Source organism: Kocuria sp. LUK, from assembly GCF_021012935.1.
Classification (GTDB): Bacteria; Actinomycetota; Actinomycetes; order Actinomycetales; family Micrococcaceae; genus Kocuria; species Kocuria flava.
Window position 1 is genome coordinate 180425 of record NZ_JAJMZI010000006.1, and the last position, 16832, is coordinate 197256.

The following is a 16832-nucleotide window of genomic DNA, read 5'->3' on the forward strand; positions in this document are numbered from 1 at the left end:
CACACCATGCCCAAGGAGCTGAGCCCCGCCGAGCGGGAGGCCCTCGAGCACTGGGCCGCCGCGGTGCGCGAGGCCCTCGGCGTCCCCGACGCCCGGCTGCCCGTGGGGGAGCTGCTCGGGCTCACCGGCCGGGTCGCGCGCGAGGCCGTGCGCCCGGCCGTGCCGCCGACCGCCTACCTCATGGGCTTCGCCGTGGGCCGGGCCGTCGCCGCCGGCGCGGACCAGGAGACCGCGCTGCGCGAGGCCCTCGCCGCCGTCGCGGCCGCACTGCCCGGCGGAGCCGGCCCGGACCACCGACCCTCGACCGTCCCCGACACCCAGGAGCACTGAATGCCCGGCCTGCCCCCGCCCCCGGACTCCAACAGCCCGTACACCCACGCCCTGCCCGTGGTCGTCGACGAGGACGACGCGCCGGCCCCCGAGCCGGCCCCGGTCGAGACGCTGCACGACGTCGAGTGGCACCGCGCCCGCGCGTTCGCCCACGACGCCGCCGAGGCGCTGCCCCACCACTGGCTGCCCCTGCGCGAGGCGCTGGGCGAGGTCCTCGCCGAGGACGTCACCGCTCCGATCCCCGTGCCGCACTACGCGTCCTCCGCGATGGACGGCTTCGCCGTGGCCGGCCCGCCGCCGTGGACGGTGCGCCACCCGGAGCCCGTCGAGACCGACCCCCGCAAGATGCTCACCATCCCGCCCGGGGAGCTCTACCGGCCGGTGCTCAACCTCGAGCCGGGCGAGGCCACGCGCATCGTCACCGGCGGGCTCGTCCCCGCGGGGACCCGCGCGGTGCTGCGCGACGAGTACGCCGAGACGGACGAGGACGGGGCGACGCTGCGGATCGCCGCGCACGCGCCCTCGGCGGAGGACATCCCCTACGGGCAGAACATCCGCCGCACCGGCGAGGAGGTCGCCGCCGGGGACGTCATCCTGCGCGCCCCCTGCGTGCTCAACCCCGCCCACATCGCCTTCGCCGCGGTCTGCGGCCACGACATGCTCCCGGTGCGCCGCCGGCCCCGCGTGACCGTGCTGCTGACGGGCAGCGAGGTCGTGGAGGACGGGATCCCCGAGCCGGGGCAGGTCCGGGACGCCTTCGGCCCGCAGCTGCCCACGTTCGTGGAGCTGCTGGGCGGGTCGGTCGACCAGGTCCGGCGCGTCGAGGACACCGCCCGGGCCATGCTGGCCGCGCTCACCGAGGCGCCCTCCGGGATGGCCTCGGTGCTCGACGCCCGCTGCGAGGTCGTCATCACCACCGGCGGGACCGGGCACTCCCGCGCCGACCACGTCCGGTCCGCGCTCGAGGAGCTCGGCGCGGTGTTCCTGATCGACGGCCTCGCCCAGCGCCCCGGCCACCCCACGTTCCTGGCGCGGCTGCCCGAGGGCGGGCCGTTCGTGGTGGGCCTGCCCGGCAACCCGCTGGCCGCGATGTCGAGCATGCTCACGATCGCGGAGCCGCTGCTCGCGAAGCTGCACGGCACCCCCGCACCGGCCCCCCGCACCCTGCCCGCCGGCGAGGAGCTGCCCGGGCAGAAGGTCACCGCCCTGGTGCCCGCCCACCTGGCCGACGGTGCCGTGCACCCGCGCGACAAGGTCGGCTCCGCGATGCTGCGCGGCCTCGCCCACGCCGACGTCGTGGCCGTCGTCCCGCCCGCCGGCGTGGCCGCCGGGGCGGACGTCGAGGTGCTGCCGCTGCCCTGGCGCTGAGGACGGCCCGCACGGCCGGGGCCCAGGCGTGCGCCCGGGCCCCGGCCGTGCGGTGCCCGGCTCAGGCGCTCGCGAACAGCACGACCGCCCCGAGCACGAAGACGGTCGAGGCCCCCAGCGCGCACCCGAACTCCACGACGATCCCCAGCCCCAGGGCCTTGAGCGCGGCCCAGCTGGCGGCCAGCGCGGCGCGCAGGTCCCGCCGGCGCGCCGTCTCGCTCAGCAGCAGGCCCACCACGAAGCCCACGAACAGCCCCACGACCGGGATGACGAACAGCCCCACCACGGCGCCGACAGCCGCGTAGAGCAGCGACCGGTTGGGGATCTGCCGCCGCTTGAGGCGGGTGCCGGTGAGCACGGCGCTCGCGGACATCCCCGCGAGCGCGAGGACCCCGCCCACCCCCAGGACGACCCACCCCACGGCCGTCTGGACGGTGAACGCCCACACCGCCAGGGCCACGACCACCAGGATCGAGCCGGGCAGCACGGGCACGATGATGCCCAGGCAGCCCACGCAGAGCAGGACGGCGGCGACGACGGTCGCGGTGATCTCGGCGGTCATCCGCTCATCGTACGGTCCGGGCCGGCACCGCGGGACCGGTATACTTGCGACTGAGATGCTGATTATCGGGACGGGGAGGTCGACGTGCACGACCCGCAGCGGCCGGCGCGCCGCAGCTCCTGGCACCGGCGGGCGGGCCGCCCGGTGCGCGTGTGGACGGCCGCCCTGCTCGCCGTGGTCCTGCTCCACCGCTGGGTCCCGGAGGCCCGCTGGCTGCTGGTCCACCTGACCACCCTCGGGCTGGTCACCAACTCGGTGCTCGTGTGGTCCCAGCACTTCACGGAGTCCCTGCTGCACCACCGGCTGCCCGGGACCGCCCGGTCGCGGCAGCTGGCCCGCCTCGGGGTGCTCAACGCCGGGATCGTGCTGCTGGTGGCCGGTGCGCCGACCAGGTGGTGGTGGGCGAGCCTCGCGGGGGCGACCGCCGTGGGCGCGGCGGTCGCCTGGCACGGCGCGTCGCTGCTGGCCCAGCTGCGCGCCGCCCTGCCCTCCCGCTTCGCCGTGGCGGTGCGCTACTACGCGGCCGCGGCGCTGCTGCTGCCCGTCGGCGCCGTGCTGGGCGCGGTCCTCGCCGCGGGCCTGCCGGACCGGGTGCACGCCCGGGTGCTGCTCGCCCACGAGGCCGTCAACGTCCTGGGCTTCGTGGGCCTGACCGTCGCGGGGACGCTGCTGACGCTGTGGCCCACGGTCCTGCGCACCCGGATGCGCCAGGAGGCCGTGCGGGTCGCCACCCGCGCGCTGGGCGCGCTGGCCGGCGGGGTGGTGCTCACCGGAACCGGCGCGCTGCTGGGCAGCGAGGCCCTCGCCCTGGCCGGGCTCGCCTGCTACGGGCTGGGCCTGGGCGCCGTGCTGGTCGTCATGGTGCGCACGGCCCGGGCCCGGCCGCCGGTCGACCACGCCGGTCTCTGCCTGGCCGCCGGCACCGCCTGGTGGGCCGCAACGGTCGTGGCCCTGGCGGTGCTGCTCGTGCGCGGGGGCTTCGACGCCGCCGCGCTGGGGCGGCTGACGGTCCCGCTCGTGGCCGGGTTCCTCGTGCAGGTGCTGCTGGGGGCCATGAGCTACCTGCTGCCCGTGACGATGGGCGGCGGCCCGGCCGTCGTGCGCGCCGCCCACCGGGCCCTCGGGCGCGGGGCGGCCTTCCGCGTGGTCGTCGTCAACCTGTGCGTGCTGCTCTTCGCCCTGCCCCCGGGCACGCTGCCCTCGTGGGTGCGGGTGAGCGTCTCCGTCCTCGGCGCGGCCGTGCTGTTCGCGTCCGTGCCGCTGACGGTCTCCGCGGCGCGGATCTCGGTCGCCGGACGGCGGGCGGCCCGGGCCGCGGCCGGTGGCGCGGCCGCCGCGGCGGACGGGCCGGGCGGCACCAGCGCCGCGGCGGCAGGGGCCCGCCCGGCAGCGGGTGGTGCGGGCGCCGCCGTGGCCGCACCGCCGGGAGGGCCGCCGGGTGCAGCCGGACCCGACCGTCCGGCCCGCGGGGCACTGGCGGGGGTGCTCGCCGTGGTCCTGGCCGTGGCCGCGGGGATCGCCGCGGACCCTGCGGCGGCGGGGCTGGGCGCGCCCGCCGCGGACGGTGCCGGCACGGCCCCCACCGGGGAGACCACGGTCGTGCGCGTGGCCGCCCGGGAGGGGATGCGCTTCGATCCCGCGGTCGTGGAGGTCCCCGCCGGGGACGAGCTGGTGATCGAGCTGGTCAACGAGGACCCGACCGGCGTCCACGACCTGGTCCTGGACTCCGGGGCCGGCAGCGGGCGCCTGGCCCCGGGACGGTCCGCGACCGTCGAGGCGGGCGTGGTCGGGGCATCCCTGGCGGGGTGGTGCTCCGTCGTCGGGCACCGGTCCGCGGGCATGACCCTCGAGGTCGTCGCCCTCGGCGCGGACGGGCGGCCGGTGGCCGGCGGCACGGCCGGCACCGGCGCCGGCGGGCCCGCGGGCGCCGCGGACCCGGCCGCCGCCGCGGACCTGGCCGCGGCCCCGGGTCCGGAGCACACGACCCGCTCCCCGGTGCTGGAACCGGTCACGGGCCCCGTCGAGGACGGGCGGCGCGTCCACCGGGTGCGGCTCGAGGTCGAGGAGCTCGACCAGGAGCTCGCCCCCGGCGTGCGGGTGCGCTCGTGGACCTACGGCGGGCGGTACATGGGCCCGACCCTGCACGGGGAGGTCGGCGACGTCTTCGAGGTCGAGCTGCACAACGGCGGGACGACGGGCCACTCCGTGGACTTCCACGCCGGGGTCGTGGCCCCCGACGGACCGATGCGCACCGTACCGCCCGGGGAGTCGCTGACCTACCGCTTCGAGGCGGTCCGGTCGGGGACCTGGCTCTACCACTGCGCGACCGCCCCGATGAGCAGCCACGTGGCCGCCGGCATGTTCGGCGCCGTGGTGGTCGACCCGCCGGGCCTGCCGCCCGTCGACCGCGAGTACCTGCTGGTGCACAGCGAGGCCTACCTGGCCGCGGGGGACGAGCCCGGCACCGCGGTCGTCTCCCCGGAGCGGGTGCGCACCGGCACCCCGTCCCTGACGGTCTTCAACGGCCACGCCACCCAGTACCTGCACGAGCCGCTGCGCGCACGGGTGGGCGAGCGGGTGCGGATCCGGCTGCTCGCGGCCGGGCCCTCCGGGGGCCTGAGCTTCCACGTGGTGGGCGGGCAGTTCGACACCGTCCACAAGGAGGGCGCCTACCTCCTGCGCCCCGGCGGGCCCGAGCAGGGCGGGGCGCAGGCGCTGGACCTCGCCCCGGCGCAGGGCGGGTTCGTCGAGCTCACGTTCGCCGAGCCGGGCACCTACCCGTTCCTCGACCACGACCTCGCGGCGGCCGAGCGCGGGGCCCGCGGCCTGATCCGCGTCGAGGGCTGAGCCGGGCGGGCGCCGTCAGCGGCGGGCGAGCTCCCGCAGGGCCCGCGCCGCCGCGTGCGCCCCGGCCATCGCGTGCACCCCGCCGCCCGGGGGCGTCGAGGACGAGCACAGCCACACCCCCGGCACGCCCGTGGCGTAGGGGTCGGCCTGCACGGCCGGGCGGAAGACCTGCTGGAGCCCGTCGAGCGCCCCGCCGCCGACGTCCCCGCCCACGAGGTTCGGGTTCCACGCCTCCAGCCGCGCCGGCGGGGTGTCCACCCGGGCGAGGACCCGGTCGCGCACCCCGGGGGCGAAGCGCTCGAGCTGGCCGAGCACCCGCTCCCCCGCCGCCGGGTCCGCGCACCCGTGCGGGACGTGCGCGTAGGCCCACAGCACGTGCCGGCCCGCCGGCGCCCGGGAGGGGTCGGCGGCCCCCTGCTGGGCCACGAGGACGAAGGGCCGCTCGGGCAGCCGACCGGCGCGCACCTGTGCGGCGGCGGCGCCGATCTCGGCGAGGGTCCCGCCCAGGTGCACCGTCCCGGCCCGCCCCACCCGCGGGTCGCGCCACGGCACGGGTCCGTCGAGCAGGAGGTCGACCTTGTGGGCGCCCGGCCCGTGGCGCCACCGCGCCAGCGCCCGCCGGTAGCGCGGCGGCAGGTCGAGCCCATTCAGGGCCAGCACCTGCCGCGGGGTCAGGTCCAGGAGCACGACGTCGGCCGGGCGCACCTGCCGCAGGTCCGTCACGGGCGAGTCCGTGACCACCCGCCCGCCGTGGGCGGCGAGCTCCGCCACGAGGGCGTCGGCGACCGCCTGCGAGCCGCCGCGGGCCACCGGCCAGCCCGTGGTGTGGGCGGCCGCGCCGAAGAGCGTCCCGAACGCCGAGGTGAGCACGTGCCCCGGCGGCAGCACCGCGTGGGCGGCCGAGCCGGCGAACAGGCCCCGGGCGCGCTCGGTGCGGAACAGCGCCCGGGCCGTGGCCGCGGCCGGCCACGGGGCCCGCAGCCCGAAAGAGGCCAGCGCCGCCGGGTGCCGGGGCCGGCGCAGGAGCGGGCCCAGGGCGGTCTCGGCCACGTCCTCCCACCGCTCGGCCACGCCCCGGTGCAGGGCGGTCCAGGCCCGGCCGTCGGGGCCCAGCTCCTCCGCGGTGCGCGCCAGGGAGCGGTGCAGCAGCCCCGCCGGGCCGTCGTCGAGCGGGTGCGCGGCGACGACCGGCGGGTGCAGCCACTGCAGGCCGTGGCGGCCCAGGTCCAGCGCGCGCAGCAGCGGGCTCGCGGCGCCGAAGGGGTGCACGGCGGCGCCGAGGTCGACCACGGTGCCGGGCCCCAGCAGCGGCGCCGACCGGGCGGCCCCGCCCGGGGTCGGGGCCGCCTCGTGGACGACGACCTCGAGCCCGGCGCGGGCGAGCACCACGGCGGCGCCCAGCCCGTTGGGGCCGGAGCCGACGACCGCCGCGGTGGCCCGCACCGGCGTGCGCCTACTCCGCCAGCGCCGCGCGCATCGTGCGCAGGGCCACGGACAGGGACGCGAGCTCGGTCGCGGGCTCGCCCGTGGACTCCTCCTCGATCTGCGCGAGCACCTCCCGCAGCCGGACGAGGCGGGACTCGTTGGCCCGCTCCCACGCCTCGACCTTCGCCCGGTCGTCCTCGCCGGGGGCGCGCAGCGCCTGGTCGGCGAGCTGGACGAGGGTCGAGTAGACGTCCTCGCGCATCGACATCCGCGCCAGGTTCTCCCACCGGGTGCCCTGCGGCAGGGCGGTGATCCGGTTGAGCAGGCTCTCGATCCGGTACCGGTCGTAGAGCCGGAAGTAGACCTTGGCGATGGTCTTGATCCGCTCCTCGTCCGGCGCCCCGTCCTCGGCCACGGCCTCGCCCGTGGCGTGGGCGAGGCGGGCGACGTCGAGCAGCGCGAAGGCGTCCAGCAGCTGCGACCACTCCGTGGCCAGCTCCGCGGGCACCCCCTGCCGCTGGGCCGCCTCGGCCAGGGCGTCCACCCGCTCTCGGGAGTCCTCCCCGAGCAGCCGCTCCTCGATGAAGCGGATGTCCACGGTCGGCTTGTAGCGCTCGATCACCTCGCCGATCGGGCGCCGGATCTCCTGGCGGTGGATCAGCCAGCGGACCACCCGGTCGAGCAGCCGGCGCATGTCCAGGAACATCCGGTCCCACAGCTCGGTGGGCACGTCCGCCGGCAGCTCCCGGTGGGCGTGGGCGTAGCGGTCGATCTCGTAGATCTGCACGGCGGCCACGAACGCGCGCGCGACGTCGACCGGGGCGCACCCGGTCTCCTCCACGACACGGTAGACGTAGGGGATCCCGCCGTAGTTGATCATCTGGTTGGCGACCATCGTGCCGATGATCTCCTTGCGCAGCGGGTGGGTGCCGACGAGCTCCCCGAAGCGCTCGGTGATCTGCGCGGGGAAGTAGCGCTCCAGCACCGTGCCCAGCCACGGGTCCTCGGCGAGGTCGGAGTCCACCAGTGCCTCGGAGAGCTGGATCTTGGCGTAGGCGGCGAGCACCGACAGCTCCGGGGAGGTCAGGCCCTGGCCCGCCCGCACCCGTTCGCGCAGCTGCTCGTCCGTGGGCAGGAACTCGATCGACCGGTCCAGGTCGGCGTGCTCCTCGAGCCAGTGCACGAAGCGCAGGTACGCCTCGTTGAGGTCGGTGACGCGGGCCCGCTCGGTGGTCAGCAGCACGTTCTGGGCCTCGTTGGTGTCCAGCACCAGCTCGGCGACCTCGTCGGTCATCGACTCGATGAACCCGGCCCGCTCCTCGGTGCTCAGCTCCCCGGCCTCGACCATGCGGTCCACGAGGATCTTGATGTTCACCTCGCGGTCGGAGGACTCCACGCCGCCGGAGTTGTCGATCGCGTCGGTGTTGATGAGCACGCCGTTCAGGGCGGCCTCGACGCGGCCCAGCTGGGTGCAGCCCAGGTTGCCGCCCTCACCGACCACGCGCACGCGCAGGTCGCGGCCGTCGACGCGGATGGCGTCGTTGGCCTTGTCCCCCACGGCCGTGTGCGGCTCCTCGGCGGACTTCACGTAGGTGCCGATCCCGCCGTTGTAGAGCAGGTCGGCGGGGGCCCTGAGGATCGCCTGGATCAGCTCGATCGGCGTCAGCTCCTCCGTGCCCTCCGGCAGGTCCAGGGCCCGGCGCACCTGCGGGGAGACCGGCACGGACTTGGCCGTGCGCGGGTGCACGCCGCCGCCCTCGGAGATCTTCTCCCGGTCGTAGTCCTTCCAGGAGGACCGGGGCATGGCGAACAGCCGCTCGCGCTCGGCGTAGGAGACGGCCGGGTCGGGGTCCGGGTCGAGGAAGACGTCCCGGTGGTCGAACGCGGCCACGAGCTTGATGTGCTCGGAGAGCAGCATCCCGTTGCCGAACACGTCCCCGGACATGTCGCCCACGCCCACGACCGTGAAGTCCTCGCTCTGGGTGTCCACACCGAGCTCGAAGAAGTGGCGCCGGACCGACTCCCACGCGCCCCGGGCGGTGATGCCCATGGCCTTGTGGTCGTAGCCGACCGACCCGCCGGAGGCGAACGCGTCCCCGAGCCAGAAGCCCTGCTCGAGGGCGATCGCGTTGGCGGTGTCCGAGAAGGACGCGGTGCCCTTGTCCGCGGCCACCACGAGGTAGGAGTCCTGGCCGTCGCGGCGCACCACGTTCTCGGGGTGGACGACGACGTCGTTGCCGTCCTCGTCCCGGACCAGGTTGTCGGTGACCTCGAGCAGGGAGGAGATGAACAGCTTGTAGGCCTCCCGGCCCTCGGCCAGCCACGCGTCCCGGTCCGCGGCCGGGTCCGGCAGCTGCTTGGGGAAGAACCCGCCCTTGGCGCCGTTGGGGACGATCACCGCGTTCTTGACCATCTGGGCCTTCACGAGCCCGAGGACCTCGGTGCGGAAGTCCTCGCGGCGGTCCGACCAGCGCAGCCCGCCGCGGGCCACGGGCCCGAAGCGCAGGTGCGTGCCCTCGACCCGCGGGGACCACACCCAGATCTCGAACATCGGGTGCGGCAGCGGGGCGGCGGGGATCCGGCGCGGGCTGAGCTTGAAGGCCATGGTCGGGCGGTGCCGGTAGACGTTGGTGCGCAGGGTCGCGGCCATGATCTCGGCCAGGGCCCGCAGCAGCTTGTCGGCGTCGAGGGTCGGGACCTCCTCGAGCGCCTCCCGCAGCCGCCGGTCGGCGCCCTCGCGCAGGGACTCGCGCACGTCGTCGTCGTGGGCGGGGTTGAAGCTCGCGTCGAAGAACTCGCTGAGCCCGCGGGTGACGGCGGGGAAGGCCAGCAGGGTGTCGGCGATGTACTCGAACGAGTTGGGGTGGCCCAGCTGCAGCAGGTAGCGCACGTAGGAGCGCAGCACCGCGACCGGCCGCCACGTCATCCGCTCGGCGAGCACGAGCCGGTTCAGGGCGTCGGACTCCGAGCGTCCGGAGAGCACCGCGCACAGGGTGTCCTCGATGAGGTCCTCGGTCTTGGCGTCCTCCGGGCCGGTCGCGTCCACGCCCTCGGGCAGGCGCACCCCGAAGTCGTAGAGCTGGAAGTGGCGCCCGTCCGCGGGGGCGACCTCGTAGGGCTTCTGGTCCAGGACGGTCAGCCCGAGGTTCTGCAGCATCGGCAGCAGCTCGGTCAGCGACAGGGAGCGGGTGAGGTAGATGTTCAGCCGCACCCCCTCCGGCCCGTCGACGACCCGCACCTCCGCGGGCAGGTCCGGGTCGCGGCCCCACAGCTCCTCGCAGCGCTGCAGGTCCTCGACGGCCTCCTCGATCTCGTAGTCGGCGCGGTAGGCCTCCGGGAACGCCCCGGCCCAGTTGCGGGCGTGCCGGCGGGCCAGCTCCTCGGGGAAGGTGCGGTGGATGGTCCGCGCCAGCGCCTCGGGCCAGGACCGCACGGCGGCGCGCAGCCGGGCCTCGAGGGCCTCCCGGTCGAAGGACTGCACCTCGCCGGTGTAGGGCAGGCGGATCCGGAAGAACAGCCGGGCGAGGGTCGAGGAGGTCAGCCGCGCGTCGAAGTCGATCTCCTCGGCGTCGAAGGTCTTGGCCAGCTCCGCCTCGATCCGCCCGCGCACGGAGGTGTTGTAGCGGTCGCGCGGCAGGAACACGACCGCGGACATGAACCGCCCGAAGTGGTCCTGGCGCAGGAACAGCCGGGTCTGGCGGCGCTCGTCCAGGCCCATGACACCGCGCATGATGTCGTAGAGCTCGTCGGCGGTCATGTGGAAGAGCTCGTCACGCGGGTAGTCCTCGATGTTGCCCATGAGGTCGCGGGCGGAGTGGGAGTCCTCGAGGAAGCCGAAGCGCGCGGCGACCTCGGCCATCTTCTCCTTGATCAGCGGGGTCTCGCGCACCGGGGTGTTGTAGGCGCGCCGGGAGAACAGCCCGAGCACGAGGTACTCGCCGACGATCCGCCCGTCGTCGTCGTACTTGGCGACGCCGATGTAGTCGAGGTACTCGCGGCGGTGGATCGAGGAGCGGCGGTTGGCCTTGGTGATGAACAGCGTGCCGGCCTCGCGGGCGTGCTCGCGGCCCAGGCCCGTCAGCAGCTGGCGGTGCGGGCGCTCGTCGCGCTCCTGCAGCAGGCCCAGCCCCGTGCCGGGGCGGGAGACCAGGGACAGTCCCTCGTCGGAGTCCTCGAGGTCGTACTCCTTGAAGCCCATGAGGATGAAGTTGCCCTCGAGCAGCCAGCGCAGGAACTCCTGCGACTCCCGCACCCGCGGCGGGCGCCCGCCGCCGGGCAGCTCCAGGTCCTCGAGCTCCTCGAGGTCCAGGGCCAGGACCTTCACCCGGTGCCGCAGCTTCGACTGGTCGCGCCCGATCCGGTGCACGTCCGCCAGCAGGCCGGTGAGCCGCTCGACGAGCTGCTCGGCCGTCTCCTCGGACAGCGGGTCCAGCAGCTCCACGGAGATCCACGACTCGACGCTGCGCCGCACCCCGTCCCCCGCCCCGGGCAGGACCGGCAGGGCGGTCGTGTCGCCGCTGGAGCTCGTGGCCACGTCGGCCAGCGGCTGCAGGTCCCGCAGCTCGTGGCCCTCCCGGTCCCGGTCGGCGACCAGGACCGGGTGGATCACCAGCCGCGCCCCGCCCCACCGGGCCGCGATCTCGGCGGTGACCGTGCTCACGAGGTAGGGGACGTCCTCGGTGACCACGAGGACCACGGAGGCCGAGTCCTCCCGGCGCACGCCCACGGCGCTGTCCCCCGGTGCCCGCACGCGCCCGACCTCCCGGTGGTGCTCGGCGCGCAGCCGCAGCTCCTCCTCGGTGTGCGCCAGCAGGTCCCCGGGCGGCACGTGCCGGTAGTACTCGTTGACCCACTCGAGCTCGCCGCTCCACCGCGGGGGCTGCGCGAGCACGGGCATCGCCTCGGTGCGGTCCTCGTCGGGGATCGTGTACTGGTCAGGGGCCACAGCCGCATCACGCCTTCGGTGCCTGGGCGGCGCGAGCAGCACGTCCTGTGCGCCGTCGTCGCCGCCTCGGGAGGTGGACGGTCCCTCGTGGGGCCGTCCCTGGTGCCCCCAGCTTATTGAACGGGGAGCGCCGTGTCAGGGGTGTCGGCGGAGGCCTCGTGGGCGGCGGCGAGGGCCTCGACGCCCACGGGCACCACCTCGCAGTTGCCGATCCGCGGGTGGGCCCGCCCGTGCAGGTGCGAGAGGGTCAGGCGGATGAGGGAGCCGTGGGCCACGACCAGCACGTGGCGCCCGGGGTGCTCCCGGCGGATCCGGTGCAGGGCGGCCAGCCCCCGGCGGGCCACCGCCCCGGCTGGCTCGCCCGCGCCCATGAGCGCCTCGCGCTCGGCCGGGCCCAGGCCCGCGTAGCTGGTCCCCTCGTGGCGGCCGAAGCCGCGCTCGGTGAGCTCGGGGTAGGTTCCGGCCGGCTCGAGGCCGAGGGCCTCGCCGATGATCCGGGCGGTCTCCACGGCCCGGCCCAGCGGGGAGGAGACGAGCACGTCCCACGGGAGGGCCTGCTCGCGCAGCAGCCGGCCGGCCTCGCGGGCCTGGTGCCGGCCGGTGTCGTTGAGGGGCACGTCCACGGCGCCCTGCAGCCTCTCGGCGAGGTTCCAGTCGGTCTGGCCGTGGCGGATGAGCACGATGCGTCCGGGGTTCGTCACCCGTTCACTGTGGGCGACGCCGGGCGCGAGGGCAAGCCCGCCGGCGCCGGGAGTGCCCCGGCGCCGGCGGCGCCTGCTGCTCGCCCGGGCCTACTGCTCGTCCGGTGCCCGCCCCGCGTCGGGACGGGGCGCGCGCTCCCGCTCCTCGACGGCGGCGCGGACCTCGGGGTCGTCGGTCTCGTCGACCCACGCCTCCGTCTGCCGGTGCTCCTCGACGTGGTCCGGCTGGACGCCGTCCACCTCGCTCTGCACCTCGTGCTTCATCTGCTCGTCCAGCTCGGCACCGTGCTTGGTGCTGCCTCGTTCGACCACGTCGGCCTCCTCGGGTGTGCTGCGGTGGGTGTCTCGTGCGGGCCTGCGTCTCAGTCCTCGTCCTCCTCGGTCAGGCCGCGCTGGGCCCGGTCCGCGGCCTCGGCCGAGCCCTCGGGCAGCGGGTCCGTGGCCGGGGGCACCTGGCTCGGCGCGAAGTCGGCCAGGCCGGCGGCCACGCGCTCCTGCTCGGTCGCGGCCGCGAGGGCGTCGTCGTCGAGGTGCTCGGGCTGCCCGGCGTGGCCCTGGGCGATGGGCTGCGGCAGGGCGTCGTCCCCGGGTTCGAGGACGTCGTCGAGGCGGGGGTCGTCGTCGTGGCGCGGAGCGGTCATGGGAACCTCCTTCGGTCGGACGCCCCCAGCCTAGTGACCGGGGCCACACGGGGGAACCGCTGCGGGCCTCCCGTCCGGTCCCGCCCGGCAGGACACGGCGGGCCCGGGGCGGCCGGTTCCTGGACGCGCGGGGCGGATGGGGGTTGAGTGAACGCCATGACCGAGTTCAGCAGGACCACCCGTGTGCCCCATCCCGTCGAGGACGTCTTCGGGTGGCACGCCCGCCCCGGGGCGCTCACGCGGCTGACCCCCGCCTGGGCGGGGTCGGTGGTCGAGGAGTCCTCCCCGCCCCTGGGCGAGGGCACGCGTTCGCGGCTGCGGGTCGCCGTGCCGGGCAGCTGCGGGCTGGTCACGGTGCCGTGGACGGCCGAGCACCACGGTCTCGTGCCGGGCCGGGAGTTCCGGGACCGGATGGTCCGCGGCCCGCTGGCCGCGTGGGAGCACCGGCACCGCTTCGACGACGACGGGCAGGGCGGGACCGTGGTCACGGACACGGTGGAGTACGCGGCGCTGCCCGGGGACCGGCGCTTCGGCGACCGGCTGATGGGCCCCTCCCTGGAGCGGCAGTTCGAGGCCCGCGCCCGGCGCCTGCTGGCCGACCTGGAGTTCCACGCCGGCCACCCCGGACAGCCGCTGACGGTCGCGCTCACGGGCGCGTCCGGGACGATCGGCACGCAGCTGGCCGCGCTGCTGAGCACCGGCGGGCACACCGTGCTGCGCCTGGTGCGCCGCGCGCCCCGCGGCCCGCACGAGATCGGCTGGGACCCGCAGGGCGGGCAGCTGGACCCGGAGTCGCTGCGCGGCGTCGACGTCGTCGTGAACCTGGCCGGGCGCAGCATCGCCGGCCGGCTCGGCGAGCGCGCCAAGCAGGAGATCCACGACTCCCGGGTGCTCGGCACCCGCCTGCTCGCCCGCGCCTTCGTGCAGCTGGGCGCGGACGCGCCCGCGGCCCTGGTCAGCGGCTCGGCGATCGGCTACTACGGCGCCGACACCCACGGGGAGGAGGTCACGGAGAAGTCCCCGCCCGGCGACGACTTCCTGGCCCGCGTCTGCCGGGCCTGGGAGCAGGCCGCGATGGAGGCCGCCCCCGTCACCCGGGTGGTGCTGGTGCGCACCGGGGTCGTGCAGACCCCGGCCGGCGGGGCGCTGCGGGCCCAGCTGCCGCTGTTCCTCGCGGGCCTGGGCGGGCGGCTCGGCTCGGGCCGGCAGTGGCTGAGCTGGATCTCGCTCGACGACGCCGTGGGGCTGCTCGCCCATGCCGTGCTCAGCCCCGGGCTGCACGGCCCGGTCAACGCGGTGGCGCCCCTGCCCGTGACGGGCCGGGAGTACGCCCGGGTGCTCGGCAAGGTCCTGGGCCGCCCGGCGCTGCTGCCCACCCCGGGCCTGGGGCCGCGGCTCGTGCTGGGCGCGGAGGGGGCCCAGCTCATGGCGCTCGCCGACCAGCGGGTCTCCGCCGACCGGGCGATCGACCGCGGCTACCGCTTCCGCCACCCCGACCTCGGCTCGGCGCTGCGGGAGGAGCTGGGCCGCTTCTGACGCCCCCTCCTCCGCGAGGCCCCCACGGCAGCGCCGAGCCCCCACGCCACCGCAGGGTGGGGCGTGGGGGCTCGGCGCGCCGGTGGGACCTCGCGGGTCAGAGGCGTCCGGGGACCGGGAAGCGCTCCCAGGCCCGGTGGCTCCTCATCAGGTCCACGACCTGCTCGACGACCGCCGCCGCGTCCCGTCCCGCGACCACGCCCGGGGCGCCCTCGGGCAGGCCCGCGGCCGCGAGCGCCCCGGAGCGGCCCCAGGCGCCGATCGCCTTGGCCTGGCGGAACGTCTCGTCGAGCAGCAGCTGCACCCGCGGGTCGATGCCGGGACCGGAGCGGGCGCCGGCCTTCGCGTCGAAGGACGGCTGCGCGTCCGGGGCCGGCGGCACCGCCCCCGCCACGAGCACGGCGTCGAACTCCACGGAGCGGGCCGTGAGGTAGGTCCGCTGGGCCACGAGCCCGCCGCGGCCGACCGGACCGCCGTGGGGGGCGACCACGAGGGGCACCATCCCGGCGGCGTCGATCGCCCCGGTCACCGCCAGCAGGTCCTGCTCGTCCGGGTCGGGGCCGACCACGATGCCCACGAGACGGCCGTCCAGCGGCCACTGCCCGCCGACCTGGGACAGTGCCGGGCTGGACGCGATCCTCCCGTGCTTGACGGTCGGCTTCGGGGCGGGCAGCCCGAGGCTCTGGGCGACGGCGGCGCACAGCTTCTCGTCGATGTTGGCGAGGGCCTGCAGCTGCCGCTCCTTGACGGCCTGCTCCCAGCACTTGCCGAGCTCGAAGGCGTAGGCGCGGGCGATGTGCTCCTTCTCGACGTCGCTCATCGACAGCCAGAACAGCCGGGCCTGGCTGAAGTGGTCCTCGAAGGAGACCGGCGCGCCGCGCTCCTTGACCGACTCGGCCACCGGGGCCGGGACGTCGATGAACGGCCGGGCCGGCTCGTCCGCGGGGAAGGGATTGTTCCCGTCGAGGGAGTTCGGGTGGTACGGCGCCACCCCGGTGTGCACCGCGGTCTGGTGCATCCCGTCCCGGAGCATGTCGTTGACCGGGGCGTGGGGGCGGTTGATCGGCAGCTGCGTCCAGTTGGGCCCGCCCAGGCGGGAGAGCTGGGTGTCGAGGTAGGAGAACAGCCGGCCCTGCAGCAGCGGGTCGTTGGTGACGTCGATGCCCCGGACGAGGTTGTTGGGGTTGAAGGCCACCTGCTCCGTCTCGGCGAAGTAGTTGGACGGGTTGCGGTTGAGGGTCATCAGCCCGATCGGCTCCACCGGGGCGAGCTCCTCGGGGACGATCTTGGTCGGGTCCAGCAGGTCGATCCCCCGGAACGTCTGCTCCTCGTTGTCCTCGAAGACCTGCACCCCGAGCTCCCACTCGGGGAAGGCCCCGGCCTCGATGGCGTCGGCGAGGTCGCGCCGGTGCACGTCGGGGTCGGCGCCGTTGGCCAGCAGCGCCTCCTCCCACAGCACCGAGTGCACCCCGAGCTTCGGCTTCCAGTGGAACTTCACGAGCACGCTGCGCCCGTCGTCGTCGACCAGCCGGAAGGTGTGGACCCCGAAGCCCTCCATCGTGCGGTAGGAGCGCGGGATGCCGCGGTCCGACATGTTCCAGATGGTGTGGTGCTGGGCCTCGGTGTGCAGGGAGACGAAGTCCCAGAACGTGTCGTGGGCGGACTGGGCCTGCGGGATCTCCCGGTCGGGGTGGGGCTTGCCCGCGTGGATGACGTCGGGGAACTTGATGGCGTCCTGGATGAAGAACACGGGGATGTTGTTGCCCACGAGGTCCCAGGTGCCCTCGGCCGTGTAGAACTTCGTGGCGAACCCGCGGGTGTCGCGGGCCAGGTCCGCCGAGCCGCGCGAGCCCAGCACGGTCGAGAAGCGCACGAAGACCGGGGTCTCCACGTCCTTCTTGAACACGTGCGCGGCGCTGATCCGCTCGGCCGTGCCGTAGCCGCGGAACACGCCGTGGGCGCCGGCGCCGCGGGCGTGCACGACGCGCTCGGGGATGCGCTCGTGGTCGAAGTGGCTGACCTTCTCGCGGAAGTGGTGGTCCTGCAGCAGCACGGGCCCGCGCCGGCCGGCCTTGAGGGAGTGGTCGGTGTCGGAGCGCCGGGCGCCGTGGGCGGTGGTGAGGTGCTCGCCGCCCTGGGCGTCGCGCAGGGGGTCGGCGCCGGTGTCCTGGCCGGTGGGGCTCACGGGCTCGGGCGTGCCCTGGTCCGGCTTGGGCGGCAGCGGCGGGCGGGGGTCGGTCGGCTCGGCGACGGACGCCGGTTCGCTGCCCGGCACGCCGGGCGGCAGGGGCGCCTGCTCGCCGCGGTCCGCTCCCCTGGTCTTCCTCAGGATCCTCTTGCGCATGGTCGTCCTCCCGGTCGTTCGGAACTCGTGCGAGCCGGGCTCCCGGACCGTCCGGCCGGGGAACGCCAGCACCCTGACCATTACCGCACCGGCGTGACGGCCTGCACAAGCCGCCGCGCGGGACTGCGCCACC

The 16832-nt window shown here is 75.8% G+C and carries 11 protein-coding genes; 4 read left to right on the forward strand and 7 right to left on the reverse strand.

Features of this window, described 5'->3' with window-relative positions; translation table 11 throughout:
• The first annotated feature begins 6 nt into the window (after positions 1-6).
• Both LQU92_RS12360 and LQU92_RS12365 read left to right on the forward strand, forming a co-directional pair.
• Positions 7-330: a DUF6457 domain-containing protein gene (locus LQU92_RS12360; protein ID WP_230781044.1), complete on the forward strand. Its 324-nt coding sequence runs from the start codon at positions 7-9 to the stop codon at positions 328-330.
• A complete protein-coding gene (locus LQU92_RS12365; protein WP_230781046.1) occupies positions 331-1698 on the forward strand; it encodes a molybdopterin molybdotransferase MoeA in 1368 nt (455 codons plus the stop codon).
• A gap of 61 nt (positions 1699-1759) precedes the next feature.
• Here LQU92_RS12365 and LQU92_RS12370 read toward each other — a convergent pair whose 3' ends face one another.
• Positions 1760-2260, reverse strand: coding sequence for a DUF456 domain-containing protein (locus LQU92_RS12370; RefSeq protein WP_230781048.1), 501 nt, complete (start codon positions 2258-2260; stop codon positions 1760-1762).
• Positions 2261-2344: 84 nt separating this feature from the next.
• On the opposite strand from LQU92_RS12370, the gene LQU92_RS12375 reads away from it, so the two are divergent.
• Positions 2345-5107, forward strand: a complete 2763-nt coding sequence (locus LQU92_RS12375) for a multicopper oxidase domain-containing protein (protein WP_230781050.1) — start codon at positions 2345-2347, stop codon at positions 5105-5107.
• A 15-nt stretch (positions 5108-5122) separates the two neighbouring features.
• Here the strand turns inward: LQU92_RS12375 and LQU92_RS12380 are convergent, their stop codons facing one another.
• The 5 genes from LQU92_RS12380 to LQU92_RS12400 form a co-directional block, all read right to left on the reverse strand.
• Complete coding sequence (locus tag LQU92_RS12380; protein ID WP_230781052.1) at positions 5123-6550, reverse strand: NAD(P)/FAD-dependent oxidoreductase; 1428 nt, start codon at positions 6548-6550, stop codon at positions 5123-5125.
• A gap of 10 nt (positions 6551-6560) precedes the next feature.
• Positions 6561-11429, reverse strand: a complete 4869-nt coding sequence (locus tag LQU92_RS12385) for an NAD-glutamate dehydrogenase (RefSeq protein ID WP_230781137.1) — start codon at positions 11427-11429, stop codon at positions 6561-6563.
• A 161-nt stretch (positions 11430-11590) separates the two neighbouring features.
• Positions 11591-12178, reverse strand: a complete 588-nt coding sequence (locus LQU92_RS12390; RefSeq protein WP_230781054.1) for a histidine phosphatase family protein — start codon at positions 12176-12178, stop codon at positions 11591-11593.
• A 90-nt stretch (positions 12179-12268) separates the two neighbouring features.
• Positions 12269-12490 carry a hypothetical protein gene (locus tag LQU92_RS12395; RefSeq protein ID WP_230781056.1) on the reverse strand — a complete coding sequence of 74 codons (222 nt, stop codon included), beginning with the start codon at positions 12488-12490 and terminating at the stop codon, positions 12269-12271.
• A 50-nt stretch (positions 12491-12540) separates the two neighbouring features.
• A complete protein-coding gene (locus tag LQU92_RS12400) occupies positions 12541-12819 on the reverse strand; it encodes a hypothetical protein (RefSeq protein WP_230781058.1) in 279 nt (92 codons plus the stop codon).
• 156 nt (positions 12820-12975) lie between these two features.
• Between LQU92_RS12400 and LQU92_RS12405 the strand changes: the two genes are divergently transcribed.
• Entirely contained in the window at positions 12976-14355 is a 1380-nt protein-coding gene (locus LQU92_RS12405; protein WP_230781138.1) for a TIGR01777 family oxidoreductase, read from the forward strand.
• Positions 14356-14452: 97 nt separating this feature from the next.
• Here the strand turns inward: LQU92_RS12405 and LQU92_RS12410 are convergent, their stop codons facing one another.
• On the reverse strand, positions 14453-16699 hold the full coding sequence (locus LQU92_RS12410; protein ID WP_230781060.1) for a catalase: 2247 nt from the start codon (positions 16697-16699) through the stop codon (positions 14453-14455).
• Between the last annotated feature and the right edge of the window lie 133 nt (positions 16700-16832).